This window comes from Micromonospora sp. NPDC049048 (genome assembly GCF_043197615.1).
In the GTDB taxonomy this organism is placed as follows: domain Bacteria; phylum Actinomycetota; class Actinomycetes; order Mycobacteriales; family Micromonosporaceae; genus Micromonospora.
Map to the genome: position 1 here is coordinate 323755 of NZ_JBICTM010000001.1, position 24282 is coordinate 348036.

The 24282-nt window shown below is 73.4% G+C and carries 25 protein-coding genes; 10 read left to right on the plus strand and 15 right to left on the minus strand.

The genetic code is table 11. The annotated features are described in order from the left end of the window. Positions 1-58: 58 nt before the first annotated feature. Together ACGFIG_RS01535 and ACGFIG_RS01540 are read right to left on the minus strand one after the other, a co-directional pair. The gene (locus ACGFIG_RS01535; protein WP_392998119.1) at positions 59-856 is read right to left on the minus strand and encodes an alpha/beta fold hydrolase; all 798 of its coding nucleotides are present in this window, start codon (positions 854-856) and stop codon (positions 59-61) included. 106 nt (positions 857-962) lie between these two features. After that, on the minus strand, positions 963-1604 hold the full coding sequence (locus ACGFIG_RS01540) for a GNAT family N-acetyltransferase (RefSeq protein ID WP_392998120.1): 642 nt from the start codon (positions 1602-1604) through the stop codon (positions 963-965). A 230-nt stretch (positions 1605-1834) separates the two neighbouring features. On the opposite strand from ACGFIG_RS01540, the gene ACGFIG_RS01545 reads away from it, so the two are divergent. From ACGFIG_RS01545 to ACGFIG_RS01560, 4 genes are all read left to right on the plus strand, one after another. After that, on the plus strand, positions 1835-2464 hold the full coding sequence (locus tag ACGFIG_RS01545) for a helix-turn-helix domain-containing protein (protein WP_392998121.1): 630 nt from the start codon (positions 1835-1837) through the stop codon (positions 2462-2464). Further along, positions 2461-3234, plus strand: a complete 774-nt coding sequence (locus ACGFIG_RS01550; RefSeq protein ID WP_392998122.1) for a hypothetical protein — start codon at positions 2461-2463, stop codon at positions 3232-3234. Before ACGFIG_RS01545 ends, ACGFIG_RS01550 begins: the two co-directional genes overlap by 4 nt. Positions 3235-3304: 70 nt before the next feature. Beyond that, on the plus strand, positions 3305-3619 hold the full coding sequence (locus ACGFIG_RS01555) for a DUF2516 family protein (RefSeq protein ID WP_392998123.1): 315 nt from the start codon (positions 3305-3307) through the stop codon (positions 3617-3619). After that, positions 3616-4506: an alpha/beta fold hydrolase gene (locus ACGFIG_RS01560; protein ID WP_392998124.1), complete on the plus strand. Its 891-nt coding sequence runs from the start codon at positions 3616-3618 to the stop codon at positions 4504-4506. Before ACGFIG_RS01555 ends, ACGFIG_RS01560 begins: the two co-directional genes overlap by 4 nt. Before the next feature lie 22 nt (positions 4507-4528). On the opposite strand, the gene ACGFIG_RS01565 is transcribed toward ACGFIG_RS01560, so the two are convergent. Continuing rightward, on the minus strand, positions 4529-5221 hold the full coding sequence (locus tag ACGFIG_RS01565; RefSeq protein WP_392999380.1) for a DNA polymerase beta superfamily protein: 693 nt from the start codon (positions 5219-5221) through the stop codon (positions 4529-4531). Positions 5222-5297: 76 nt separating this feature from the next. Here ACGFIG_RS01565 and ACGFIG_RS01570 point away from each other — a divergent pair, with 76 nt between their 5' ends. Beyond that, positions 5298-6212: an SDR family oxidoreductase gene (locus tag ACGFIG_RS01570; RefSeq protein ID WP_392998125.1), complete on the plus strand. Its 915-nt coding sequence runs from the start codon at positions 5298-5300 to the stop codon at positions 6210-6212. Here ACGFIG_RS01570 and ACGFIG_RS01575 read toward each other — a convergent pair. Further along, positions 6203-7234, minus strand: coding sequence for a helix-turn-helix transcriptional regulator (locus tag ACGFIG_RS01575; protein ID WP_392998126.1), 1032 nt, complete (start codon positions 7232-7234; stop codon positions 6203-6205). The genes ACGFIG_RS01570 and ACGFIG_RS01575 overlap by 10 nt on opposite strands. 223 nt (positions 7235-7457) lie before the next feature. Between ACGFIG_RS01575 and ACGFIG_RS01580 the strand changes: the two genes are divergently transcribed. Then, positions 7458-8249 (plus strand): EI24 domain-containing protein, encoded by a 792-nt coding sequence (locus ACGFIG_RS01580; RefSeq protein ID WP_392998128.1) that lies wholly within the window; start codon positions 7458-7460, stop codon positions 8247-8249. A gap of 9 nt (positions 8250-8258) precedes the next feature. On the opposite strand, the gene ACGFIG_RS01585 is transcribed toward ACGFIG_RS01580, so the two are convergent. The 8 genes from ACGFIG_RS01585 to ACGFIG_RS01620 form a co-directional block, all read right to left on the minus strand. Beyond that, a complete protein-coding gene (locus ACGFIG_RS01585; RefSeq protein ID WP_392998130.1) occupies positions 8259-9155 on the minus strand; it encodes a GNAT family N-acetyltransferase in 897 nt (298 codons plus the stop codon). 1 nt (position 9156) lies between these two features. Then, positions 9157-9558 (minus strand): RidA family protein, encoded by a 402-nt coding sequence (locus ACGFIG_RS01590; protein ID WP_392999382.1) that lies wholly within the window; start codon positions 9556-9558, stop codon positions 9157-9159. 61 nt (positions 9559-9619) lie between these two features. Then, positions 9620-10624, minus strand: coding sequence for a LacI family DNA-binding transcriptional regulator (locus tag ACGFIG_RS01595; RefSeq protein ID WP_392998132.1), 1005 nt, complete (start codon positions 10622-10624; stop codon positions 9620-9622). 19 nt (positions 10625-10643) lie between these two features. Beyond that, positions 10644-12014 (minus strand): GH1 family beta-glucosidase, encoded by a 1371-nt coding sequence (locus tag ACGFIG_RS01600; RefSeq protein WP_392998134.1) that lies wholly within the window; start codon positions 12012-12014, stop codon positions 10644-10646. After that, positions 12011-12844 (minus strand): carbohydrate ABC transporter permease, encoded by an 834-nt coding sequence (locus ACGFIG_RS01605; RefSeq protein ID WP_392998136.1) that lies wholly within the window; start codon positions 12842-12844, stop codon positions 12011-12013. The genes ACGFIG_RS01600 and ACGFIG_RS01605 overlap by 4 nt, the downstream gene beginning before the upstream one ends. After that, complete coding sequence (locus ACGFIG_RS01610; protein ID WP_392998138.1) at positions 12841-13851, minus strand: carbohydrate ABC transporter permease; 1011 nt, start codon at positions 13849-13851, stop codon at positions 12841-12843. Before ACGFIG_RS01610 ends, ACGFIG_RS01605 begins: the two co-directional genes overlap by 4 nt. Positions 13852-13926: 75 nt before the next feature. After that, a complete protein-coding gene (locus ACGFIG_RS01615) occupies positions 13927-15228 on the minus strand; it encodes an ABC transporter substrate-binding protein (RefSeq protein ID WP_392998140.1) in 1302 nt (433 codons plus the stop codon). Between the two features lie 298 nt (positions 15229-15526). Further along, on the minus strand, positions 15527-16288 hold the full coding sequence (locus tag ACGFIG_RS01620) for a maleylpyruvate isomerase family mycothiol-dependent enzyme (RefSeq protein ID WP_392998142.1): 762 nt from the start codon (positions 16286-16288) through the stop codon (positions 15527-15529). A 70-nt stretch (positions 16289-16358) separates the two neighbouring features. On the opposite strand from ACGFIG_RS01620, the gene ACGFIG_RS01625 reads away from it, so the two are divergent. Further along, the gene (locus ACGFIG_RS01625) at positions 16359-17450 is read left to right on the plus strand and encodes a UDP-N-acetylmuramate dehydrogenase (RefSeq protein ID WP_392998144.1); all 1092 of its coding nucleotides are present in this window, start codon (positions 16359-16361) and stop codon (positions 17448-17450) included. Positions 17451-17689: 239 nt separating this feature from the next. Here the strand turns inward: ACGFIG_RS01625 and ACGFIG_RS01630 are convergent, their stop codons facing one another. Both ACGFIG_RS01630 and ACGFIG_RS01635 read right to left on the minus strand, forming a co-directional pair. After that, a complete protein-coding gene (locus tag ACGFIG_RS01630) occupies positions 17690-18487 on the minus strand; it encodes a class I SAM-dependent methyltransferase (RefSeq protein ID WP_392998146.1) in 798 nt (265 codons plus the stop codon). A gap of 23 nt (positions 18488-18510) precedes the next feature. Next, a complete protein-coding gene (locus tag ACGFIG_RS01635) occupies positions 18511-19272 on the minus strand; it encodes an SDR family NAD(P)-dependent oxidoreductase (protein ID WP_392998148.1) in 762 nt (253 codons plus the stop codon). Between the two features lie 180 nt (positions 19273-19452). Here ACGFIG_RS01635 and mshA point away from each other — a divergent pair, with 180 nt between their 5' ends. From mshA to ACGFIG_RS01650, 3 genes are all read left to right on the plus strand, one after another. Continuing rightward, positions 19453-20817: a D-inositol-3-phosphate glycosyltransferase gene (gene mshA / locus ACGFIG_RS01640; RefSeq protein ID WP_392998150.1), complete on the plus strand. Its 1365-nt coding sequence runs from the start codon at positions 19453-19455 to the stop codon at positions 20815-20817. Between the two features lie 104 nt (positions 20818-20921). After that, entirely contained in the window at positions 20922-21470 is a 549-nt protein-coding gene (locus ACGFIG_RS01645) for a YbjN domain-containing protein (RefSeq protein WP_392998152.1), read from the plus strand. Between the two features lie 78 nt (positions 21471-21548). Then, entirely contained in the window at positions 21549-22502 is a 954-nt protein-coding gene (locus ACGFIG_RS01650) for a hypothetical protein (protein WP_392998154.1), read from the plus strand. Between the two features lie 427 nt (positions 22503-22929). Here ACGFIG_RS01650 and ACGFIG_RS01655 read toward each other — a convergent pair whose 3' ends face one another. Beyond that, the gene (locus ACGFIG_RS01655; RefSeq protein ID WP_392998156.1) at positions 22930-24252 is read right to left on the minus strand and encodes an MFS transporter; all 1323 of its coding nucleotides are present in this window, start codon (positions 24250-24252) and stop codon (positions 22930-22932) included. Between the last annotated feature and the right edge of the window lie 30 nt (positions 24253-24282).

The window sequence follows — 24282 nt, forward strand, 5'->3', positions numbered from 1 at the left end:
ACGGCCCGTTCCCTCATCTGGAGCGGGCCGTACCGCACCGTCGTCGACGGTGCAGGTGTCAGGGCAGGAAGTCGAGCAGGGCGGCGTTGACCGGGGCGGGGCGCTCCAGCGGCAGCAGGTGGCCGGCGTCCGGCACGTCGGGCAGGCGGACGGCGTCGGGCGCCTCGGCGGCGATCCGGTCGGCGAGCCGGCTGATGTCGGGCACGTCGGCGGCGCCGGCACCGACCAGTACGGGCATCCGCAGCTCGCCGAGGCGGCCGATCGCGGGCGGGTCGAGTTCGGCGATGTCGACCGCGCTGAGCGCCAGCTCGGCGGCGAGCGCCCGCTGGTCCATCTCGCGGGCGAAGGCGAGCAGCTCCGGGTCGACGTCGGCGGGCTCGCGGTGCGGGCCGACCACCCAGAAGCGCACCTCACCGGCGGCGCTGGCGGCGAAGTCCTCCGGGTCGACCTCGCCCACCAGGCTCTCCCAGAGGTCGTTCGCCTCCTCCGACCATTCGTGGCCCGAGGCGGCGGTGCCGAGGAGGGCGAGCGCGCTCACCCGCTCCGGGTGGGCCAGCGCGGTGTCGATCGCGACGGCGCCGCCGAAGGAGCAGCCGACCAGGGCGGCCCGGGGCAGGTCGAGCGCGTCGAGCAGCCCGGCCACGTCGTCGTGGTGGGCGAACGGGGTCGTCGGCAGCTCGGAGTCCCCGTAGCCGCGCAGGTCGAGGGCGATCACCCGGTGCCGCGTGGCCAGCGGGCCGATCTGCTCCCGCCACATCCGCCGGTCCGCGATGCCGGCGTGCAGCAGGACGACGGGCGTGCCGCTGCCGGTGTCGTCGTACGCGAGCAGGGCGCCGTTCACCTCGATCTTGGTCACTGCGGCAAGGTACGCACCGGGAGGCCGGGGCGCAACCGCCTTGTGCCCGGCGCGGGCGTGAGGCGGGCGGGCCGGGCGCGCGGGCCGGGAGGTGCGGGGATCCCGGTCAGAGACCGAACATCGGCAGGCAGGCCGCCACACCGTGGACCGTCACGGCAGGCCGCTCCTGTCGGCTCCACTTCTCCCGCGTGAGCCGTAGGCGATCGGACACGACGGCCTCGTCACCGCGGGCGTCGACGGAGATGCCGTCGTGCTCGTAGCCGAGCTTGCGGGAGACCCCCTGGGACGAGTGGTTGTCCTGGAAGACCTCGGTGCGTGCGGCCTCGGCGCCGAGGTGGTCGAAGGCCAGCGTGAGCAGGCCGGCGCGGGCCTCGGTTCCGTAGCCCCTGCCCTGGTGTTCGATCCCGAGCCACGCCGACGTCGTGACCTGCCGGACGACCCGGAAGTCGCGTGCGCCGAGCGTGACCACGCCGAGCGGATCACCACGCCGGAAGACGCCGAGCCCGAGCCGCCACGCGGAATCACTCCACTCTCCGAGCCGGCCCCAGTGCCCCTGCAACACGGCGCGCGCCCGATCCTCCGGGCCACCGTCGGTCCACGGCGTCAGGAACGGGCGTTCGTCCGGACGGTGCACGCCCCGGCCCGCGAGGTGCGCGAGTTCCGCCAGCTCCTCCTCGCGGGGCAGGCGGAGCTCAAGCCGGGCGGTGGAGATGGTGAGGCCGTACAGGGGCCACAGGTCGACGAGCACGAACGTGATCGTGGCGATCGGGACCGCCGGTCGCCACCGGTTTACCGACGGCGACCGGTCTGCCGAACCCTGGCGGGCGTGGCCGGGGCGGGACGAGACGTCCCTGCGTGGGCGTGGCCGGGATGGGGTGAGACGTCCCCGCGCGGGCGTGGCTGGGGCGGGATGAGACGTCGCTAACTCTGGTTAGCGTTTTGCTTGCAGGAGCTAGCAGGGCGCGTTAGCGTCGGGTCATGGCCACTGGTAAGGACCTTCCCGACGTCGGCGGGTTCATTCGCGATCTGCGCCGCAACGCGAAGATCTCGCTCCGGCAGCTCGCCGAGCAGGCGGGGGTCAGCAACCCGTACCTCAGTCAGATCGAGCGCGGCCTGCGCAAGCCGAGCGCCGAGGTGCTCCAGCAGCTCGCCAGCGCGCTGCGGGTCTCCACCCCGGCGATGTACCTGCGGGCCGGGCTGCTCGACGACAAGGAGGGCCAGGGCGTGCTCGCGGCCATCGCCGTCGACCCCGACCTGACCATGGCGCAGAAGCAGTCGCTCACCCAGATCTACGAGACGTTCCGCCGGGAGAACGCGCGGCTCGCCGAGGCGACCGCGGCGGCCACCGGCGACACCGCCGCTGAGGGGCCGGCGACCGGCGACACCGCCGGCGCGAGAGTGCCGGATCCCGCCGAGGCGGCGCCCGACCTGGCGAACCTCGCCGCCACGGGCCCCACCACGCCCGAGGGCACCCCGACCGAGGCCGTTCTGGAGTCGGTCGCCGTCACCGAGGCCGGCCCCGCTCCCGCCCCGACCGACACCCCCGAGAAGAAGGCCGCCCGCAGTGCGGTCCGGAAGGCCGCCGACGCGGCCGAAGAGGAGAAGTGATGACCCAGCCGAAGACCAACCGCATCCCGGCCCCGCTCTACGCCGCCGCCGGTGCCGGGGAACTCGCCCTCCAGCAGCTACGCAAGCTCCCCGCCGTGGTGACCGACCTCGGCACCAAGGTCGTCGCCGACCTGGGCGGCAAGGCCGTCGTCACCGGCGTCGAGCTGCGCCAGAAGGCCAACGACACGCTGCGTACGGCCAACCTGACCGCCGTTGGCCTGCGCGAGAAGGCCGTCCCGACCGAGCTGGACCTGAAGCGCCTGCGCGAGGCAGCCGACCTGAACCGGCTGCGCGAGGCCGCCGACCTGGACAAGCTGCGTGAGGTCGCCGACCTGGACCGGCTCCGGGCGTTGGCGACCCGCAACGCCGCCGTCGTGGTCGCCGGCGCCCAGGCCGCGCAGGAGCGGGCGCAGGCCGCGTACGTCGCGCTCGTCGCCCGGGGCGAGCGGGTCGTCGGCGCGGGCGTGCTGGAGGCCGCCGAGACCGTGAACGCCGACATCGAGGCGACCGAGGCCGGGACCGTACCGGCCGAGGCGGTCGCGAAGCCGGCCACCGCGCCGGCCGTCACCGCCGAGACGTCGGCCCCGGCCGGCATCGCCGAGACGCCGACCCCGGCCGAGGTGGCCGAGGTGCTGGAGGCCAAGCCGGCCGCCGCGAAGAAGGCGACGACCCGGGCCACGAAGGCCACCAAGGCCGCCGCGAAGCCGGCCGCCACCCCGTCGGCGAAGCTGCCCCGGGCCACCAAGCGGACCCGCCCGGCCGCCGAGTAGTTCGTCACGCCGGTGAGCCCGGATGCGTCCTGTCGGACGTATCCGGGCTCACCGGCATAAGCTTGCCGACATGGCCTACGCCGCGCCGCTCTTCGCCTTCGATGTTCGCTACGTGATCGAGCTGATCCTGCTCGTCTTCGCGTTGATCGTGCAGGGCATCGCCCTGGTGCACGCCATCACCCAGCGTTCCGACGCCTTCGCTGCCATCGGCACCCTGCCCAAGGGTGGCTGGATCGGCATTCTCGCCGTCTGCCTGGTGCTGACCCTGCTCGGCTTCGGCCCGATCAGTCTCTTCGGGCTCGTCGGGATCGCCGCCGGGCTGATCTACCTGCTGGACGTCCGGGTGGGGCTGCGCGACCTGAGTGACGGCAAAGGGTTCTGGTGAGGGGTTTCCGCTGGCCGCCCCCGCCGGACGGCGGACCCCGCACCTGGGGGCCGGGCCCGGGCGCGCCGCGTACCGGGCGACCCGCCCTGCCGGAGCCGGAGACCGAGCTGGTCGCCACGCCCCACGGCGTACGCCTGGAGCAGCTCGTCACCGGAACGGGTGCCCCGGTCACGGTGTTCGCCCACGGGCTGGGTAACGGCATCGCCACCACCCGGCCGTTCGGCAGCGGGGTACGGGGTCGCAAGCTGTTCTTCCAGTTCCGCGGGCACGGCCGCTCCGACGCGCCGCCCGGCCCGTGGAGCTATCTGGACCTGGCCCGTGACCTGCGGGCGGTGGCCGACCTCGGCGGTGCCACCCGGGCCTTCGGCGCCAGCCTCGGCGCGGGCGCGCTCTGCCGGCTGCTCGCCGAGAGCCCGGAACGCTTCGAGCGGCTGGTCGTCTTCCTGCCGGCGGCGCTCGACCGGCCGCGCGGCGAGGTCGCGCGGGCCCGGCTGACCGCGCTGTTCGAGGCCGTGGAGAGCGGCGACGCCTCCGCCGTGGCCGACGTGGTCCAGGCCGAGCTGCCGCCCGCCGTACGCAACACCCCGGCCGGCTGGGCCTACCTGCGCCAGCGCCTCGACCAGCTCCTGCGCGACGGCCTCGCCCCGGGGCTGGCGAGCCTGCCCGAGCAGGCGCCGCTGCACGACGCCGCCACGCTGGCCGCGGTCACCGCGCCGACCCTGGTGATCGGCTGCGCGGGCGACGACCTGCACCCGGTCGAGGTCGCCGAGCAACTCGCGGCCGCGCTGCCCCGGGCCACCCTGCACGTGTACGACCGGCCCGGCGTCCTCTGGACGGAACGCGCCGACCTGCGCAGCCGGATCTCCGCCTTCCTCAACGAGGTCTAGCGGCGGCCCTGCGCCGGCGCAGCTACCCGCCCTGCCCCGGCGGCAGGTGGGCGGCGCGTACGTCGAGCAGCCAGCGCTCCACCGTCGCCTCGTCCGGGCGGTCCGGCAGCGGGGTGCGGACGCGGTCGAAGTCCCGTTCCGCCTCGGCGATGAGCGCCCGCGCCTCGTCCAGCGCGCCGCCCGCCACCCGTTCGCCGAACGCGCGGAACCACTCGGGGTCGGCGAGCCGGATCTCCAGCACGCCGGTGGCGTAGAGGATCCGGCCCTGGTGCACCAGCCGGGCCAGGTGCCGGGCGTGCTTGGCGGTGCGCCGCCGGGTGTCGGCGGAGAACGTGCCGTCGCCCCGGGACTCGAGTTTGCGGAACTGCTGACCCGCGTAGCCCAGGTAGGCGTCGCGGACGCGGGGCGCGCTGAGGAACGCCGAGCGGATGGCGATCAGCCGGTCGCCGAACTCCGTACGGGTCTCGTAGCAGTCCTGCGGCAACCAGGCCAGCTCGGTGGCGGTCGGGTTGCCACTCAACGCCAGGCGGCACCACTTCGCCGCCTCGTGCAGGGTGATGTCCGGGTCCGTGGTCACCACCGACTCACGGGGCGGGCGCAGGCCGTGGAACGCGACGGTGGGCGCGGCGAAGACGCCGATCCGGTCGACGTCGGAGCCCGGCCCGGCCAGCCCGTACGCGACCGAGCCGACGATCCCGGAGAGCAGCAGGTGCATGCCGGCGAGCATGCCGGACGACACCGCTTCGCGAAACCTGACTTCGGCTGTCAGGTATCGCTGACAGGCTCGCCGCATGACGAAACCGCTGACAGGGAAGATCGCGCTCGTCGCCGGGGCGACACGGGGCGCCGGCCGGCAGATCGCGGTGCAGCTCGGCGCCGCCGGCGCCACGGTCTACGCCACCGGCCGCAGCAGCCGGGCCGGCCGCTCCGAGATGGACCGCCCGGAGACCATCGAGGAGACCGCCGAACTGGTCACCGCGGCCGGCGGCAGCGGCATCGCCGTCAGGGTCGACCATCTCGTTCCCGAGCAGGTCCGCGACCTGGTCGCCCGCATCGACGCCGAGCAGGGCCGCCTCGACGTGCTGGTCAACGACATCTGGGGCGGCGACCCGCTGACCACCTGGGAGAAGCCGGTCTGGGAGCAGCCGCTGGAGGCGGGCTTCCGCAGCCTGCGCCTGGCGATCGACACGCACATCGTCACCGCGCACTTCGCCCTGCCGCTGCTGATCCGCCGCCCCGGCGGGCTGGTCGTCGAGGTCGGTGACGGCACGAAGGCGTACAACGACGCCCACTACCGGCTGTCGGTCTTCTACGACCTGGCGAAGACCTCGGTCAACCGGCTCGCGTACGTGTGGGGACACGAGCTGGGACCGCACGGCGGCACGGCCGTGGCGCTGACGCCGGGCTGGATCCGGTCCGAGGCGATGCTGGAGCACTTCGGGGTGACCGAGGAGAACTGGCGGGACGGCGCCGCCAAGGATCCGCACTTCCTCATCTCGGAGACCCCGGCCTTCGTCGGGCGCGCGGTCGCCGCGCTGGCCGCCGACGAGGACCGGGCCCGCTGGAACCAGGCGTCCGTCTCGGCCGGCGAACTGGCCCAGGTGTACGGGTTCACCGACGTCGACGGCAGCCGGCCGGACGGGTTCCGCTACATCACCGAGGTGGTGGAGACGGGCAGACCGGCCGACGTCACCGGCTACCGCTGACCCGGCAGCGGACCGGGCCCCGGCTGCCGACCGGGCCCCGGTCGCGTTTGCGGACCGGCGTAGTGGCGGGCCATCCGCTCGGCCGCCGCCGCCAGCCGCGTCCGCAGCTCCGGCGGGTCGAGCACCTCCACCTCCGGGCCCAGCCCGAGTAACTGGTGGTACGCGACGTCGACGGACTCGACGGGCAGCCGGGTCACCACCCAGCCCTGCGCGTCGGGGCCGTCGGCGGCGGCGACCGCCTCGTCGTACGCGAAGGGGGCGTCCGCCAGGTGCCGGAGCTGGCGCAGGCCGGCGGCGCTGAGCCGGACGGTGGCCCGCTCCCGCAGCATGCCCCGCTGGAACGCCTCGGCCTGCGCCCGCCAGTGCCCGGCCAGGTCGAAGTCCTCGTCCCGGTCGAAGGTCTCGTCGCTCACCTCGACACCGGTGACCCGGTCCACCCGGTAGGTGCGCACGTCGTCGCCGACCCGGCCGACCAGATACCAGACGCCGCTCTTGAGCACGAGCCCGTACGGCCGCAGGGTGCGCGCCACCTCGCGGTCGCCGCGCCGGTAGCGCAGCTCGACCACCCGGTCCCGCCAGACCGCGCCGGCCAGTTCGGTCAGCCACGGTGGCGGCCCCACCTCCCGGAACCAACCCGGCACGTCCAGGTGGAACCGTTGCCCGGTGCGGGCCGGGGCGTCGCGCAGCGCGGGCGGCAGCGCGGCCAGGACCTTCAGCTCGGCGGCGGCCACCGCGTCGGCGAGCCCCATGTCACCGGCCGGCCCGGGCAGCCCGGCCAGGAAGAGCGCCTCCGCCTCGTCCCTGGTCAGCCCGGTCAGCCGGGTCCGGTAGCCGCCGACCAGCCGGTAGCCGCCGGCCCGGCCCCGGTCGGCGTAGACCGGCACCCCGGCGGCGGAGAGCGCCAGCACGTCGCGGTAGACGGTCCGCTCGGAGACCTCCAACTCCCGCGCCAGCTCCGCCGCGGTCATCGTCTCCCGCGCCTGGAGCAGCAGCACCAACGAGATCAACCTGGCCGCCCGCACGCATCCATCCTGCCGTGCCCACCCGACGGTCCCCAGCCGGCGGTCCGCCTCCGCCGCGGCTTGACCCTCACGCCGCGGTCCGCGCGCTGCACCACCGGGATGACATCGGTCTGGTGCGACCGTCGCTGCGTACGACTGCCGGATACCGGCTCTACACCGCTGGCGATCTGGAACGCCTGCACCGATCGCCCTCCACGACCGGTTACAACTAGGCTCTGCGGTCGTGAACGCACCCCGCATCGCCGCGCCCGTGGCCGGCGCCGCCAGCCGGTTCTTCGGCGGAGTCGGCCTGCTCCTGCGCGGCCTCGGCCTCTACGTCCGCAGCCCCGGGCTGATGCTGCTCGGCGTCATACCGGCGTTGATCTCGGGTGCGCTCTTCGTGGCGGCGTTCGCCACCCTGGCGTACTTCGTCGACGATCTGGCCGCGCTGGTCACGCCGTTCGCCGACGACTGGTCGGCCACCGGGCGCAGCCTCGTGCGGGTGATCGCCGGGCTGGCCTTCCTCGGCCTCGGCGGCCTGCTCGCGGTGGTCAGCTTCACCGCCGTCACCCTGGTCATCGGCGACCCGTTCTACGAGAAGATCTCCGAACGCGTCGAGGAACGCCTCGGCGGCACGCCGAACGCCGTCGACGTGCCGTTCTGGCCGTCGCTGCGGCGCAGCCTCGCCGACTCCGTGCGGCTGGTGGGCCTGTCGATCCTCTTCGGCATCCCGCTCTTCGCCGCCGGGTTCATCCCGGTGGTCGGCCAGACCGTGGTACCGGTGATCGGGGCGGCGGTCGGCGGCTGGCTGCTCGCGGTCGAGCTGGTCGGAGCCCCCTTCTACCGGCGCGGGATGCGGCTGCCGGAGCGCCGGTCGATGCTCAAGGCGGACCGACCGACCACGCTCGGCTTCGGGGTGGCGGTCTTCGTCTGCTTCCTGATCCCGCTCGGCGCGGTGCTCGTCATGCCGGCCGCCGTCGCCGGGGCGGCCCTGCTGGCCCGCCGCTCGCTCGGCCAGTCCATCACGGAGGGCTGACCCGGGCCGTCAGGGCAGGTCGCGCAGGCAGGACCAGCTCGACCCGACCGGGCGGTAGCCGAGCCGTACGTTGATTGCCAGCATCGGCGCGTTCGCCTCGTCGTTCGAGGTGTAGGCGACGCGTACCCCGCCGGCTGCGGCCCGGTGCAGCGCCGCCGTCTTGACCAGGCGGGCCAGCCCGCGCCCCCGGTGCGCCGGCAGCGTGCCCGTGTAGTCCGACCACATCCGGTCGCCGTCGCGCTTGACGAGGCTGAACGCCACGATCTCGTCGCCGACCTCGGCCACGGTGCTGGCGGCGCGGTCCAGGCCCAGGTTGTCCCAGACCTCGGAGTACCAGTTCTCGTAGCTGATCGCGTCGGCGGGAACGTCCCCCGGTTCGTCGGCCGCCGTCGCCACCTCGGCCAGGTGGACCCGGCGCGGCTCGACGTCGGTCAGCGGCAGCAGCCGTACGCCTGACGGCGGCTCCGGCATCGGCGGGGCCGGCCGCAGGTCCAGCGCCGAGTAGCGCAGCTCCCGGCTCGGCGTGAAGCCGTGCCGGCGGGCGAACGGCAGCGACTCCGGCAGCGCCCAGGTACGCACCCGGCGCGCCCCGATGTCCCGCAGGTGCCCCAGGGCGGCGGTCAGCAGCGTGGTGCCGGCGCCCCGGCCCCGGTGCTCCGGGTGCACGTGCAGGGTGGAGACCTCCCCGACGTCCTTCTGCGAGGTCTGGGCGTTGCGGTACGCCGACGCCCAGCCGACCACCGTGTCGTCCACCTCGACGACGTACGCGGCCCAGTCCTCGCCGGGCGGGGGCTGGGCGATCATGCGCCGGGTCGACTCGACGCCGCGTACCAGGTAGGGGTGCACGAGCGCGCGCAGCGCCACGACGGCCGGCGCGTCGTCGGGGCGGGCGGTGCGGATCCGCACGTCAGGCCTCCGCGCGTACGGCGGCGACGGCCTCGACCTCGACGAGCTGGTCGGCGTAGCCCAGCACGGTCACGCCGAGCAGGGTGCTGGGCGGGTCGTGGTCGCCGAACGCGTCCCGGACCACCTCCCACACGGCCACCAGGTCGGCCTGCCGCGTCGACGCCACGTACACCGTGGTCTTGACGACGTCGGTGAGCCGAGCCCCGGCCGCCGCGAGGGCGGTCTCCAGGTTGGCCATCACCTGCCGGGCCTGGCCGACGGGGTCGCCGGGCGAGACGGTCCGCCCCTCGGCGTCGAGCGGGCAGGCGCCGGCGGTGTGGACGAGCCGGGCCGGCGGCTCGACCGTGGCCGCGTACGCGTACTCGGCGACGTCGGAGAGGGCGGGTACGCGGATCAGGTTCACGGTCACGCGCGCGACGCTACCGCCGGACCCCGCGCGCTTCGATCGGATTTCCGCCGGCCGGTCAGGCGGACTCGCGGACGATCAGCTCGGTGGGGAGCACCACGGATTCGATCGCCTCGCCGACGGCCAGCCGCAGCAGCAGCCGGGTCATCTGCCGGCCCAGTTCCACGATCGGCTGGCGGACGGTGGTCAGCGGCGGCTCGGTGTACGCGGCCGTCTCGATGTCGTCGAAGCCGATCACCGCCACGTCGTCCGGCACCCGCCGCCCCGCCTCGCGCAGCGTCCGCAGGGCGGCGTGCGCCATCAGGTCGGAGGCGGCGAAGACGGCGTCCAGGTCGGGGTGCTCGGCGAGGAGCTGCCGCATCGCCGTCGCCCCCGACTCGCGGGTGAAGTCGCCGGTCGCCACCAGCTCCGGCAGCCCGGCCTCGGCGACCGTGTTCCGGTAGCCGGTGAGGCGCTCGATGCCGGCCACCATGTCCTGCGGGCCGGCGATCGTGGCGATGCGGCGGCGTCCGCCGTCCAGCAGGTGCCGCACCGCCGTGGCCACGCCGCCCACGTGGTCGACGTCGACGTAGGGCACGTCGGCGCCGTCGAGCGGCCGGCCGCTGCACACGACCGGGATGCCCAGCCGGGCGAGCCGGCCGGGCAGCGGGTCCTCGCCGTGCAGCGAGGCGAAGAGCACCCCGTCGACGTGCCGTCCGGTCGTGTAGCGCTCGACCCGGTCGTGCCCGGCGGGCGAGCCGGCCAACATCAGCACGAGCTGCTTGTCGGCCGCCTCCAGCTCCTGCGCCGCGCCCCGGATGATCCCGGGGAAGACCTGGTCGTCGGAGAAGACCCGGGTGGCGGCCTCCGGCAGCACCAGGGCGATCGAGTCGGTCCGCTGGGTGACCAGGCTGCGGGCGGCCAGGTTCGGCACGTACCCCAGCTCGGCCACCGCCCGGCGGACCGCCTCCCGGATCGGCTCGGCGACCGTCGTGGAGCCGTTCACCACCCGCGAGACGGTCGCCCGCGAGACCCCCGCCCGCCGGGCCACTGCCTCCAGTGTCGGCCGCTGCGCCGTCGTCATCCCCGTTACCACCGCCTCGTCACAGCCCGTTCCGGGAGATCACCTCCTGGTACCACCGGGCGCTCGACTTCGGTGTGCGTCGCTGCGTCAGGTAGTCGACGTGGATGATCCCGAACCGTCGACGGTAGCCCTCGGCCCACTCGAAGTTGTCCAGCAACGACCATACGAGATAGCCCCGGAGGTCGACTCCCCGGGAGATCGCCTCATGCACGGCGCGCAGGTGCCCGTCGAGGTACGCGATCCGGTCCGCGTCCATCACCTGCCCGGCGCCGCCGGCGTCGGCCTTGTCGGGGAACGCCGCGCCGTTCTCGGTGACCATCAGCGGCACGCCGGGATAGTCGGTGGCGAGCCGCTCCAGCAGCCGGGTCAGCCCGGCCGGCTCGATCATCCAGCCCATGTCGGTCAGCGGCCCGGCCGGTGGGAGGAACTCCACCGCGCCCTCGGTGCCCGGGTAGGCGCTGCCGCCCGCGCCGTCCGGCCGGCCGGCGACGTAGGTGGGGGCGTAGTAGTTGACGCCGAGCAGGTCGATCGGGGCGGCGATCAGCTTCTCGTCGCCGTCGCGGACGAACGTCGGCTCGATGATGCGGGCCACGTGCTCCAGCACGTCGTCGGGGTAGGCCGCCCGCAACAGGGGGTCGAGGAAGATCCGGTTGTGCAGGCCGTCGACCAGGCGTACCGCCGCCGCGTCCGCGGCGCTGTCCGCGTCGGCCGCCCGCACGTCGGCCGGGTTGACCGTGATCCCGACCGTCCGCGCGCCGGCCGCGCGCAGCGCGCGGGCCGCCAGGCCGTGCCCCAGCAGCAGATGGTGTACGGCGGCGAAGGCCGCGCCCGGGTCCTGCTCGCCGGGGGCGTGCACCCCGTTGCCGTAACCGAGGTAGGCCGAGCACCACGGTTCGTTGAGCGTGGTCCAGGTGGAGATCCGGTCGCCGAGCCGGGTGTGCACCGCCGTGGCGTACGTGGCGAAGTGCTCGGCGGTCTCCCGGTTGGTCCAGCCGCCCCGGTCCTGGAGGGCCTGCGGCAGGTCCCAGTGGTAGAGCGTGACGATCGGGTCGATGCCCCGGGCCAGCAGCGTGTCGGTCAGCCGGTCGTAGAAGTCCAGGCCGCGCGGGTTGACCGGGCCGGTGCCGTCCGGCTGGATCCGGGGCCAGGCCACCGAGAAGCGGTACGCGTGCAGCCCCAGCTCCGCCATCAGCGCCACGTCGTCGGCGTACCGGTGGTAATGGTCGCAGGCTACGTCGCCGGTGTGCCCGTCGTGGACCTTGCCCGGCGTACGGCTGAAGGTGTCCCAGATCGACGGGCCGCGACCGTCGTCGGTGGCCGCGCCCTCGATCTGGTACGCGGCGGTGGCCGCACCCCAGACGAAGTTGTCGGGGAATCGCAGAGTGCTCACGCCTTGACCGCACCTTCCATGATGCCGCCGATGATCTGGCGGCCGAACAGGACGAAGACCAGCAACAGCGGGAGGGTGGCGATGGCCGTTCCCGTGAACACCTGGGACATGTCCGTGTAGTACCCGTCGGACAGGGTGCGCAGGGCGAGCTGCACGGTGGGGTTCTCCGGATCGTTGAGGACAGCGTACGGCCAGAGGAAGTCGTTCCAGGTGGTCATGAACGTGAGCAGCCCCAGTACGGCGGCGGCCGGGCGCAGCGCCGGCAGCACCACGTTCCAGTAGATCCGCGCGGTGTTGCAGCCGTCCACCCGGGCGGCCTCGATCAGCTCGGTGCTGACCGCCTGGCCCGCGTACTGCCGCATCATGAACACCCCGAACCCGGTGACCAGGGCCGGCACGATCACCGCCGGCAGCCGGTCGTTCCAGTTCAGCTTCGTCATCAGCAGGTAGAGCGGGATGACGCCGAGCTGGGTGGGCACCATCATCGTCGCGATGATCACCATGAGCAGCGCGTTGCGTCCCCGGAACCGCAGCTTGGCGAAGGCGAACCCGGCCAGCGTGGAGAAGAAGACCACCGAGACGGTGACCGTGGTCGCCACGATCGCCGAGTTGACCAGGCCGGCGACGAAGTACGCGTCGGTGTTGTTCAGCAGCCGGGACACGTTCGCGCCGAAGTTGCCGCCGGGGGTGACCGGGGGCGGCAGCTGGCCCATCGCGTCGTTGGAGCGGCTCGCCACCACGAACATCCAGTAGATCGGGAAGATCGACAGGACCCCGGCGGCGATCAGCGCGGCGTAGGTGAGCCGGCTGGCGGCCCAGAGGCGGGTCATCGCGCTCCCTCCCTCGACTTCGCGTCCTCCTTCGGGGGCTTCGCGCCGCCGAGCCGGCGCAGGAGCAATACGTTGATCGCCGCGACGATCGCGATCAGCGCGAAGAGCAGCCACGCCACCGCCGAGCCGTACCCGAAGTTGTAGTGGGGCGCGAAGGCGTTCTCGAACATGTACATGGTCACGGTCTGCGACTCCCGTAGCGTTCCGCCCCGGATCGGGTTGGTCCCGGAGTGGAACAGCCGGGGCTCGGTGAAGAGTTGGAGCCCGCCGATGGTGGAGATGATGACGGTGAAGATGATCGTCGGCTTCAGCAGCGGCACGGTGATCGACCAGAACTGCCGCGCCCGGCCGGCCCCGTCGATGGCGGCCGACTCGTAGAGGTCGCGCGGGATGGCCTGCATCGCGGCCAGGAAGATCAGCGCGTTGTAGCCGGTCCACCGCCAGTCGACCATCGTGGAGATGGCCACCCAGGACGCGAACCGGTTGGACTTCCAGGCGATCGCGTCGATCCCGACCAGGTCGAGCAGCCAGTTCACCATGCCGAACTCGCGGCCGAAGAGCACCCCGAAGACGATCGCGACCGCGGCGGTCGAGGTGATGTTCGGGACCAGGACCGCCATCCGGAACGTCGTCCGGGCCCGCAGTTGCCGGTTGAGCAGGTTGGCCAGCCAGAGCGCGGCAAGCAGCTGCGGGACCGTCGAGATGACGAAGATGCCGAGGGTGTTGACGACGGCGTGCCAGAAGTCGGCGTCGGCAAGCAGTTGGCTGTAGTTCTCCAGCCCGACGAACGGGTGGTCGCTGCCGAGCAGGTCCCAGTCGTGCAGGGAGACCCAGAAGGTGTAGACCAGCGGGTACGCCCCGAACACCCCGAAGAGCACGAAGAACGGGGCGATGAACAGGTAGGGCGAGTACTTCGTGTCGAGGCGGCTGAACCGCATCGCCGGTGGACGCCGACCGGCGCGGGGCACCGGTGCGACCGGCGGGTGCGGGTCGAGCTGGACGGTCATGCCCGGACCACTCCTTTCCGGGTGCGGGCGGGACCGGCGCCCCCGCGCCCGCCCGCCCGCACTCCCTCACTCGGGCTACTTGGCGGCGGCCTTCTTCGCGTTGTTGACCGCGTCCGTCCAGCCCTGTTCGGGATTACGCTGACCCAGCTCCACCGTCCGGACGGCGTTCTCGACCTCGGTGCGTACGGCCTGGTTCTTCGGTCCCATGTAGACGGGCTTCAGCGTCTTGGCCCCCTCGCCGAAGATCTGCCCCACGGGAGCGTCGGAGAAGTACGCGTTCTTGGCGTCGACGATCGCGGGGTCGGCCAGCGCCTGCGGCGAGGAGGGCAGCGGGCCCTTGGCCTTGAACGCCCCGATCTGGCCCTTGGCGCTGGTCAGGAACTTCGCCAGCTCGATCGCCTCGGCGCGGTGCTTGCTCTGCGTCGGCACGGCCAGCCACGACCCGCCCCAGTTGCCGCCGTTGCCCGGCACCCGGGCGATGTCCCACTTGCCCTTGGCCTCGGCGCCCGCGTTGCCCTCGATGACGCCGGTCATCCAGGCCGGGCAGGCGATGGTGGCGAACTTGGCCTGCTTGAAGGCCGACACCCACTCCTCGGACCAGGAGCCGTACTTGCCGGAGAGGCCGGAGTCGACGATGTCCATCGTGGTGTCCCAGGCCTGCCGGACCGCCGGGTTGCTGTCGACCACCAGGTTGTCGCTGGTGTCGTAGTAGTGGTAGCCCTGCGCGTTGCCGGCCGTCTGGAGGACGATCGTGTTGAAGATGTTGGTCGCGGCATCGAGGAACGCCGCCCCGGTGTTCTTCGCCTTGAACTGCTCGCCGACCTTGATGTAGTCCTGCCAGGTCGGCCAGAGCTTCGACACGGCCTCGCGGTCGGTGGGCAGGCCGGCCTTGGCGAAGAGGTCCTTGCGGTAGCACATGGCCATGCCGCCGACGTCGGTGCCGAGGCCGATCAACTTGCCGTCCTTGGTCTTGCCGCCCGCCCACTTCCACTCCAGGAAGTTGCCCTGGAGTTCGGCCCCGCCGTGGTCGAGCAGGTTGACGAAGTTGTCGGGGTTGGCCTTGTACTCGACCATCAACCCCTCTTCGATGGCGACGACGTCGCCCGCGCCCTTGCCGGCGGCGAGCCACTGGGTCAGCTTCGGCGAGTAGTCGTCGAGGTTGGTGCCCGTGCCACGCTCGACGATCTTCACGTTCGGGTGGCTGGCCATGTATTCCTTGTAGAGCTCCTCGTAGCCGAACTGGCTGAACACGTCCACCGTCAACGTGATCTTGCCGTCCCCGGCGGATTCGTCGCCGGCACAGCCGGCGGTGGCGAGCAGCGCGGTGGCGGCGACGAGGGCCACCGCCGCCAGGCGGCGGCGCGGAAAGACACCCATATCGGTCGGACCCCTCTCAGGTCGTCTGAGGTGGTGAGGCAGGTGGTGGAACAGAGCTGAGAGAGCGCTCTCACGACAGGGTGGTGGTTGGGTCCCGCCGTGTCAAGAGAGCGCTCTCCGCCGGCTGGCCGCCAACTCGACCAACACCTCGGGGGAGGGGCCCGGAACGCGAAGGCCGAGACAGCATGGTGGGGCCCGGACGCGAGAAGAGAGTGGCCCGCCCGTGCCGGGGGCCACTCTCTTCTCGCGGAGTTGAGCTGCGCGGAACCCTCGGGGCCCGGTTCAGCGCGGCGGGGCGTCAGCCGACGCGGAGGCCCTCCAGCAGGGTGCGGTCACCCGCCACGTCCAGCGTGTCGAGGCCGACCCGGCCCCAGAGCGCCAGCAGCAGGTCGCTCGCGGTGCCGCTGACCTGCGCCCGGGCGTGGTGGTCGTCGTGGTCGAAGATGGTGGCCGTGTCGAGCAGGGCCACACCCTCGCCGCGCAGCCGCAGGAACCACTCCTGGCCGGCGTCGGGCGCGGAGAGCTGCACCACACCGCGCCACTGGCCGGCCGTACGGCGCCGACCGGCCGGCAGCCAGGTGTCCAGGATCTCGCTCACCCCGTCGGCGGCGAGCTTCGCCTCGACCGGCTCGCCCGCCGCGATGGCGAGCTGGGCGTCCCAGCGGTGCACGGCGGTCTCGTGCGCCATCCGGCGCGGCCAGAAGCCCGCCTTCTTCGGCTGCGGCGCCCAGTTCCACGCCGGGGCCTCCGGGTCCAGGCCGTCGAAGAGGGTCATCAGCTGGTCGTACGCCTGCTGCCAGAGCTGGAGCGGGGTGACGCCCGGCTCCGGCTCGACCGGCTCGGGCCTCCCCGGCGCCGGGGAGGTCGCGCCCGTCCCCGCGAACGAGTGCACCCAGCGGTAGATGGCGGTCAGGTGCAGGGTCAGGTCGGCGACGGTCCAGCCGGGACAGGACAGCACTGGTGTCTCCGGCGGGGCCTCCGCGACGGCTGCGGCGAACGCCGGGCCCTCCGCCCGAAGCGCTCCCAGCCAGAAGTCCTTCGTCACGTGCAGTCTGCTCATCGCCATCCTCCCGGGGGTGACCGGGCCACCAGTGGGCGCCGCGGCTACCCCTCAGCCTAGGGTGAAAGGCGTGTCAGACGTCTACGCCCAGCCGACAAACGGAACCGAACGCCCCACGACGTGCGAGCTGGCCCGATACACGACGTTGGGCCTGGGCGGCCCGGCCGGCCGGGTCGTCGCCGGCGACGACGCCGAGGCGATCGTACGAGCGGTGCGCGAGGCGGCCGGACGGGACGAGCCGGTCCTGCTGCTCGCCGGCGGCAGCAACGTCGTGATCTCCGACGCCGGCTTCCCCGGCACCGTGGTCCTGGTGCGTTCGCGGGGCCTGCGGGTGGTCGCCGAGGACGCCGACACCGTGACCGTACGCGTCGAGGCCGGCGAGCCCTGGGACGAGCTGGTCGCCAGCACCGTGGCCAACGGCTGGTCCGGCCTGGAGTGCCTCTCCGGTGTCCCCGGCTCGACCGGCGCCACCCCCATCCAGAACGTCGGCGCGTACGGGCAGGAGGTCGCGGAGACCATCGTCGGCGTCGAGGTCCACGACCGCGTCGAGGGGACCGTCGGGCGGATCGCCGCCGCCGACTGCGGCTTCGCGTACCGGTCGAGCATCTTCAAGTACAGCGACCGCTGGGTGGTGCTCTCCGTCGACTTCCGGCTCGCCCGTTCGCCGCTGTCGGGCCCCGTGCGCTACGCGGAACTGGCCCGGGCGCTCGGTGTCGAGGTGGGGGACCGGGTGCCGCTGGCCGACGCCCGGGCCACGGTCCTGCGGCTGCGCGCCGGCAAGGGCATGGTGCTCGACCCGGCCGACCCGGACACCCGCTCGGTCGGCTCGTTCTTCACCAACCCGGTGCTGGACATGGCCGCGTACGAGCTGCTGCGCGAGCGCGCCGCCGACATCGGCGAGCCGCCGTCCTGGCCCTGCCCGGGGGACATGGTGAAGGTCAGCGCGGCCTGGCTGATCGACAAGGCCGGCTTCGGCAAGGGCCACCCGGGGCCGGAGGGCGTCGCCATCTCCAGCAAGCACACCCTCGCCCTGACCAACCGCAGCGGCACCGCCAGCACCGCCGCCCTGGTCGAGCTGGCCCGGGAGATCCGCGACGGCGTCCACCGCCGCTTCGGCGTGACCCTCCACCCCGAACCGGTCCTCATCAACTGCACCATCTGACCCACCCACCACCGCCGCCACCCGCCCCGCGCGCTTGCTGCGCGCACCCCCGCCCCGCCGCTTCGGCGCGTCGATCATGCAGTTCTGGTGGGGTGCGAAAGCCCCGGAACGCCCTGAATCGCCCACCACAACTGCATGATCGACGGCGTCGGGCGGGCGGGGCGGGCGGGGTGTGGGCAGGGCAGGGCAGGGCAGGGCAGGGCAGGGCAGGGCAGGGCAGGGCAGGGGCGCGGGAGGGGTCAGGTGGGGGAGATTCGGGGCCAGGGGAGGGTCAGTTCGCCGTGGCGCCAGCGGCGAGGGCCGTCGAGGATCGGCCAGCCCGCCTCGCGGAGGGCGGAGACCGCGCGCAGCCAGCGTTGACGGGGGCCGTACGGGGCGTAGCCGGCGGCGGCCTGCCAGGCGTCGTCGAGCGCGCGGACCAGGTCGTGGATCCGCTCGCCGGGGACGTTGCGGTGGATCAACGCCTTGGGCAGCCGTTCCGCCAGTTCCGCGGGGGTGTCGAGGGTGGTGAGCTTCGCGGCCAGGGTGAGCGTACGGGGGCCGTCGGCGTCGATCAGCAGCCAGCCGCCCAGCCGCCCCAACTCGTCGCAGGTGCCCTCGACCAGCAGCCCGCCCGGAGCCAGCCCGGCGGTCATGGTGTGCCAGGCGTCGGCGACCTCGCGCTCGTCGTACTGGCGCAGGACGTTGAACGCGCGGACCAGGGCGGGACGCAGCCCGGCCAGCTCGAACCCGCCCCGGGCGAAGGTGAGCCGGGGCGGGTCGGCGGACGGCTGGGCGGCGGCGACGCGTACCGGATCGATCTCCAGCCCGACGACCCGCACGTCCGGGCGGACGGAGGCGGCGAGGCGGGCGCGCAGTTCGACGGCGGTCACGGGGCTGGCGCCGTAGCCGAGGTCCACCACCAGCGGGTCCGTCGCCTCGCGCAGCGCCTCTCCGCAGGTCTCGACGATCCAGTTGTCGACCCGGCGGAGCCGGTTGGGGTTGGTCGTCCCCCGGGTCACCACGCCGAGCGGCCGGTGCCGTGCGGTGCCCGCCATCGTCCGTGACCGTCCGGGGAGGCTCAGCCGACCCGGTGCACCTTGTGCTGGGCGGCCTGGGCCAGCGGGCGTACGACGAGACGGTCCACGTTGACGTGCTGCGGCCGGGTCGCGCACCAGGCGATGCAGTCGGCGACGTCGTCGGCGACGAGCGGCTCGGCGACTCCCGCGTAGACCGCCTCGGCCTTGTCCGTGTCGCCGCCGAAGCGCACCAGCCCGAACTCGTCGGTCCTGACCATGCCGGGGTCGATCTCGATCACCCGGACCGGCCGGCCGCAGAGTTCCAGGCGCAGCGTGCCGGCGATCGCGGTCTGCGCGTGCTTGGCGGCGCTGTAGCCGCCCCCGCCCTCGTAGACCGTGAAGCCGGCGGTCGAGGAGACGACCACGATGGTGCCGGACCCGGACGCCACCAGCGCGGGCAGCAGTGCCTGGGTGACGCGCAGCGTGCCGAGCACGTTGACGTCGTACATCCACTGCCAGTCGCCGACCGACCCGGACTCGACCGGGTCCAGGCCGCGCGCGCCGCCGGCGTTGTTGACCAGCAGGGTCACCGGGCCCAGGGCCGCCGCAGCCCCGGCCAGGCCGGCCACCGACTCGTCGGAGGTGACGTCGCAGGCGACGGCGGTGGCCGCGCCTCCCGCGGCCTCGATCTCGGCCACCAGGGCGGCCAGTCGGTCGGTACGCCGCGCGGCGGCGAGCACGTGGAATCCCTCGGCGGCGAGCCGGCGGGCGGTGGCCGCCCCGATCCCGCTCGACGCTCCGGTGACGACGGCGACAGAGGTCATCCGGCCATTCTCTCCCGAGCGACCGGGCCGGTAACGGCGGCATGGTGATGAGGTCCGTCACGCCCGCGGGTCGTCCCGGCGCATTACGGGTGCCCGATGGGGAAGATGACACCGGCTGAGGACGTTGTCCGGAGAGCGCCGGGCGTGCGGACGGCATCAACCGTGACAAAGGGAGCGGACGTGGCGGAGTTGCACACCGGTGTGGGTCGTCAGCGCGGTGCGCGTCCGTGGCCCCGCCCCCGGCGGATCGCGACGCTCTCGGTGCACACCTCACCCCTGCACCAGCCCGGCACCGGCGACGCCGGCGGCATGAACGTCTACATCCTGGAGGTCGCCCGGCGGTTGGCCGAGGCGGACGTCGAGGTGGAGATCTTCACCCGGGCCACCTCCGGCGACCTGCCCCCGGTGGTCGAGACGGCGCCCGGTGTGCACGTCCGGCACGTCACCTCCGGTCCTCTGGAGGGGCTCACCAAGGAGGAGCTGCCGGGACAGCTCTGCGCCTTCACCGCCGGGGTGCTCCGCGCCGAGGCGTCCCGTCCGCCCGGCCACTACGACCTGATCCACTCCCACTACTGGCTCTCCGGGCAGGTCGGCTGGCTGGCCAAGGAGCGCTGGGGGGTGCCGCTGGTGCACACCGCGCACACCCTGGCGAAGGTCAAGAACGCCCAGCTCGCCGCCGGGGACCGGCCCGAGCCGAAGGCCCGCGTCATCGGCGAGGAGCAGGTGGTCGCCGAGGCCGACCGGCTGGTCGCGAACACGGCGGTCGAGGCCCGCGACCTGATCGACCGGTACGACGCCGATCCGGCCCGGGTCGCGGTGGTCGAGCCCGGCGTGGACCTGGACCGGTTCCGCCCGGCCCCCGGGGACCGCGACCGGGTCGTCGCGGAGGCTCGCCACCGGCTGGGGCTGCCCGCCACCGGGTACGTGGTGGCCTTCGTCGGTCGCATCCAGCCGCTGAAGGCCCCCGACGTGCTCATCCGCGCGGTGGCCGCGCTGCGTGAGCGCGACCCCGCGCTGGCCGACGAGGTGACCGTGGTGATCTGCGGGGGCCCGAGCGGCAGCGGGCTGGACCGGCCGACCGCCCTGATGGAGCTGGCCGCCACGCTCGGCGTCGCCGACCGGGTGCGTTTCCTGCCCCCGCAGACCGGTGACGACCTGCCCGCCCTGTACCGGGCCGCCGACCTGGTCGCGGTGCCGTCGTACAACGAGTCCTTCGGCCTGGTCGCGCTGGAGGCACAGGCCTGCGGTACGCCCGTGGTGGCCGCCGCCGTCGGCGGCCTGGTGACCGCCGTGCGGGACCAGGTCAGCGGCGTGCTGATCGACGGCCACGACCCGGTCGACTGGGCCCGTACGCTCGCACGGCTGCTGCCGGACCGGCTCCGCCGCGCGGAGCTGGCCCGGGGCGCCGCCCGGCACGCCCGTGACTTCTCCTGGCACCGCACGGCCGCCGGGCTGCTCGCCGTCTACGGCGAGGCGATCGCCGCGCACCGGGCCCGGCTCGCCTCCGAGCTGGCTGGCGGTCCCGCGATGTCCTGCTCCTGGTGACCGCCGCACCGGCCGCCCCGGCGAGCGCGACGCCCGACGCGGCCGGCTTCGTGCCGGCCGCCGTCGTCCGGTGACGGTGCGGCGGCGGCCGTAGAGTGGTTCCGATGAGCGGGAAGAGTGATCTTGCGGCCCTGATCGAGTCGGTCTGCGACGAGCGGGAGCTGGCCTGGGAGTCGACCGGCCCGGGCTCGTACGCGGTCACGCTGCCGGGCACCCACAAGCTGAAGACGATCTGCAACCTGATCGTCGGCGAGCACTCGCTGCGGATCGAGGCGTTCGTGATGCGCCAGCCGGACGAGCGGCGCGAGGAGCTGTGGGCCTGGCTGTTGCAGCGCAACGCCCGCATGTACGGCGTGTCGTTCTCCGTCGACGCGGTCGGCGACGTCTACCTGACCGGCCGGGTCAACCCCGCCGGGATCGACGCCGACGAGCTGGACCGGCTGCTGGGCGCGGTGCTGACGTACGCGGACGAGTCCTTCGACACGATGCTGGAGATCGGCTTCGGCAGCTCGATCCGGCGGGAGTGGGAGTGGCGGGTCAAGCGGGGTGAGTCCACGGCCAACCTCGCGGCCTTCGCGCACCTCTTCGAGCCGTCCCCGGCGGCCGACGCCTCGGGCACTGGTGCCCCGGTCGGAGGTTCGGACGGTTCCTGACGGGTATGCCGCACCGCGCGGTGCGGCACTGGGACCCCCGCGCGCCGAGGACCAACTGTCGAGGAGCGTGAGCGTCCCATGGCTCAGCGGAACAGCTCAGGTCGCGGCGGGACTGCGACCAGGACGAAACGGCAGGCGGGCAACCAGACCCCGAACACGCCGACGATCTCCGAATCCGAGATCTCCCGCATGAAGGTGGACGAGATCCGGGGACAGCTCCGCAAGCGCGGGGTCTCCGGCATCTCCGCCCTGCGTAAGCCGGAACTGGTGAAGACGCTGGCGAAGACCCTGCGGGGGGAGCGTCCGGCGGGCGGCGCGGCGCGGCGCAGCACCGGACCGGCGGGCCGGGCGACGGGGACGCGGGCGTCCGCCGGGCGGGCCGCCGCCACGAAGAAGGCGGCGTCGGGCCGGGCGGCGGGCAAGGCCGCCCCGGGCCGGGCACGGGCGGCGAACAAGGCGGCCCCGGCGAAGAAGGCGGCGGCGAAGAAGGCCGTGGCCGCGAAGAAGGCGCCGGCGGCGAAGCGGGCGCCGGCGGCCAAGAAGGCGGTCGCGGCGAAGAAGGCTCCGGCGGCCAGGAAGGCGCCGGCCAGGAAGGCCGCCGCGAAGGCGACCCCGGCGAAGAGGACCACGTCGGCCTCGTCGCGGGCCGGCACGACGACCGGCGTACGGGCCGGGCGGAGCAGCTCGCGGTCGGTGCGATCCTCGCAGCTCATCTCGTCGATCGCGGACCGGCCGGAGCGGCCCGGCCGCAGCCTGGTGACGGCCAACCACGAGGTGATCCGGCGCTGGGCGCGGGAGCGCGGCGCCAAGCCGGCGACGATCGCGGGCACCGAGCGGGAGGGCCGGGCCGGCGTACTCACCTTCAACATGCCCGGTTACCGGGAGAGCAGCCGGATCCGCGAGATCACCTGGGACGAGTGGTTCCGCACCTTCGACGAGCGGAAGCTGAACCTGATCTACCAGGAGCAGCTCCGCAACGGCCGGCCGAGCAACTTCTTCCGGACCGAATCACCCGATCGTGAGGACGCCTGAGGTGTTTCGGGGAATCGTCGGCGGGTACGCGTTGTTTGCCATGACCGAGGCCCGAAGTGGTGGCACGCCGGCGGGACACCGGAGCTGTGACCGGCGAGACAGCACATTCAGGTTGTCTTCGTAATACCGGGCGAACTAACTTTATTGCACCGCGCCACGCTTGGAACCGTTCGGGGGAGCGGTGGATCGATCAGATCCGTGCACCGAGTGAGGCGCAGGGGACGGGTGGAACAACACCGTTGGGGGACGGTGGCCACCTGTTTGGACCGGCGGCGTGAGCGGGCGACGCCTACGGGGGTGGGCTTCGCCCGCCGCCGCCGGTCATACGGTGCGAACGCCCATCGCGATCACGAGTCGCGGTGGGCGTTCTGCATGCCCGCGTACGCCGACCGCCGCGCCGGCGTCGACGCGACCGGCAACCTCCGGATCACCGGACGGAGACGACGGTGGGGGTCGACGGCGGCGTTGGGGCGGAGAGCTGCCGGAGGGCGGCCACGCGGCGTTCGCGGGGCGGGCCGGCCAGCAGGTGGCAGCCGGCAGCCAGCAGTCCCAGCCCGCCGACGATCAGCCAGTGCCGGTCCCCGAGGTACTGCAGGCTCAACCCGCCGAGGGTGGGCGCCACGAACGAGGCCGCCGGGAACGCCAGGTAGAACACCGACTGGTAGCGGGCGCGTAGCTCCAGCGGGGCGAGGTCGGCGTTGATCTGGGCGTTGGGCGGCGCGGCGAGCATCTGGCCGATCGTCCAGACCACCGCCGCGGCCAGGTAGACGGCCACGTCGTCGGCGTACGCGAGACTGGCGAAGCCGAGCGCCAGCAGCGCGGTCGAGACGGCCAGGACGCGGTCCTTGCGGTGCCGCTCGATCAGCCGCGGCACGAAGAGCTGCCCTAGCACGATCAGCACGCCGCCGAGCGCCACCACGGCCCCGTACGCCGACGGGCGCAGGCCGTCCGACCGCATGGCCAGGGGCATGATCGTGGACGTCTGCATGGTCAGTACGGCCAGCACGAAGGTCAGGCCCACGAAGGTGAGGAAGGTGCGGTCGGTCAGCGCGGTGTGCAGCCCCGGCTGCCGCCGTCCCACCCGCCTCTGCCGCCGCCCCGCCGCTGGCTCGGCGGCGCGCTGGTGCGCGGCATGTGGGTCGAGGGCCTTCGGGGCGCGGCGGGGGAGCGTCTCCGGGACCTTCCAGGCGATGACGGCGGCCGCGGTCAGGGTGGCGGCGGCGTCGACCAGGAAGAGCGCGACGAAGTTCGCCTCGGCGAGCAGGCCGGCGAGCACCGAGGCCACGGCCATGCCCAGGTTGAACGCCCAGAACTGGAGGTTGAAGGCCCGGGAGCGACGTCGTTCGGGCACCACGTCGACGATGGCCGCCACGAAGGCGGGGCTGGGCATCGAGTGGGCCACCCCGACCAGGGCGGCGAGCGCAGCGATCAGCACCAGCTGCCGGCTGAAGGCCAGCCCGACCATGAGTCCGGCGGTGGCGACGTGGGCGGCGATCAGGGTGGACCGCCGTCCCCACCGGTCGGCCAGCACTCCGCCGAGCAGCACGCCGGCCGCCCCACCCAGCCCGTACGCGCCGACCACCGTCCCGGCGAGCGCCTCGCTCGCGCCCCGCGCCTCGGTCAGGTAGAGCGACAGGAAGAGCATCGCGAAGGCGCCGGCCCGGTTGATCAACAGCCCGGCCCAGAGGTACCAGAAGGTGGCGGGGAGCCCACCCGCGGTGTCGTCCAGCCAGCGGCGCAGGGCGCGCACCCGTCCTCCCGAAAGTTTGTTTCCTGATCG

Bases quoted from the DNA above. Each gene is read 5' to 3' on its own strand.
- ACGFIG_RS01545 (WP_392998121.1), top strand. From the start codon at position 1,835: ATGGCCACTGGTAAGGACCTTCCCGACGTCGGCGGGTTCATTCGCGAT.
- ACGFIG_RS01555 (WP_392998123.1), top strand. From the start codon at position 3,305: ATGGCCTACGCCGCGCCGCTCTTCGCCTTCGATGTTCGCTACGTGATC.
- ACGFIG_RS01565 (WP_392999380.1), bottom strand. From the start codon at position 5,221: ATGCACCTGCTGCTCTCCGGGATCGTCGGCTCGGTCGCGTACGGGCTG.
- ACGFIG_RS01570 (WP_392998125.1), top strand. From the start codon at position 5,298: ATGACGAAACCGCTGACAGGGAAGATCGCGCTCGTCGCCGGGGCGACA.
- ACGFIG_RS01595 (WP_392998132.1), bottom strand. From the start codon at position 10,624: ATGACGACGGCGCAGCGGCCGACACTGGAGGCAGTGGCCCGGCGGGCG.
- ACGFIG_RS01605 (WP_392998136.1), bottom strand. From the start codon at position 12,844: ATGACCCGCCTCTGGGCCGCCAGCCGGCTCACCTACGCCGCGCTGATC.
- ACGFIG_RS01610 (WP_392998138.1), bottom strand. From the start codon at position 13,851: ATGACCGTCCAGCTCGACCCGCACCCGCCGGTCGCACCGGTGCCCCGC.
- ACGFIG_RS01615 (WP_392998140.1), bottom strand. From the start codon at position 15,228: ATGGGTGTCTTTCCGCGCCGCCGCCTGGCGGCGGTGGCCCTCGTCGCC.
- ACGFIG_RS01620 (WP_392998142.1), bottom strand. From the start codon at position 16,288: ATGAGCAGACTGCACGTGACGAAGGACTTCTGGCTGGGAGCGCTTCGG.
- ACGFIG_RS01630 (WP_392998146.1), bottom strand. From the start codon at position 18,487: ATGGCGGGCACCGCACGGCACCGGCCGCTCGGCGTGGTGACCCGGGGG.
- ACGFIG_RS01635 (WP_392998148.1), bottom strand. From the start codon at position 19,272: ATGACCTCTGTCGCCGTCGTCACCGGAGCGTCGAGCGGGATCGGGGCG.
- ACGFIG_RS01645 (WP_392998152.1), top strand. From the start codon at position 20,922: ATGAGCGGGAAGAGTGATCTTGCGGCCCTGATCGAGTCGGTCTGCGAC.
- ACGFIG_RS01650 (WP_392998154.1), top strand. From the start codon at position 21,549: ATGGCTCAGCGGAACAGCTCAGGTCGCGGCGGGACTGCGACCAGGACG.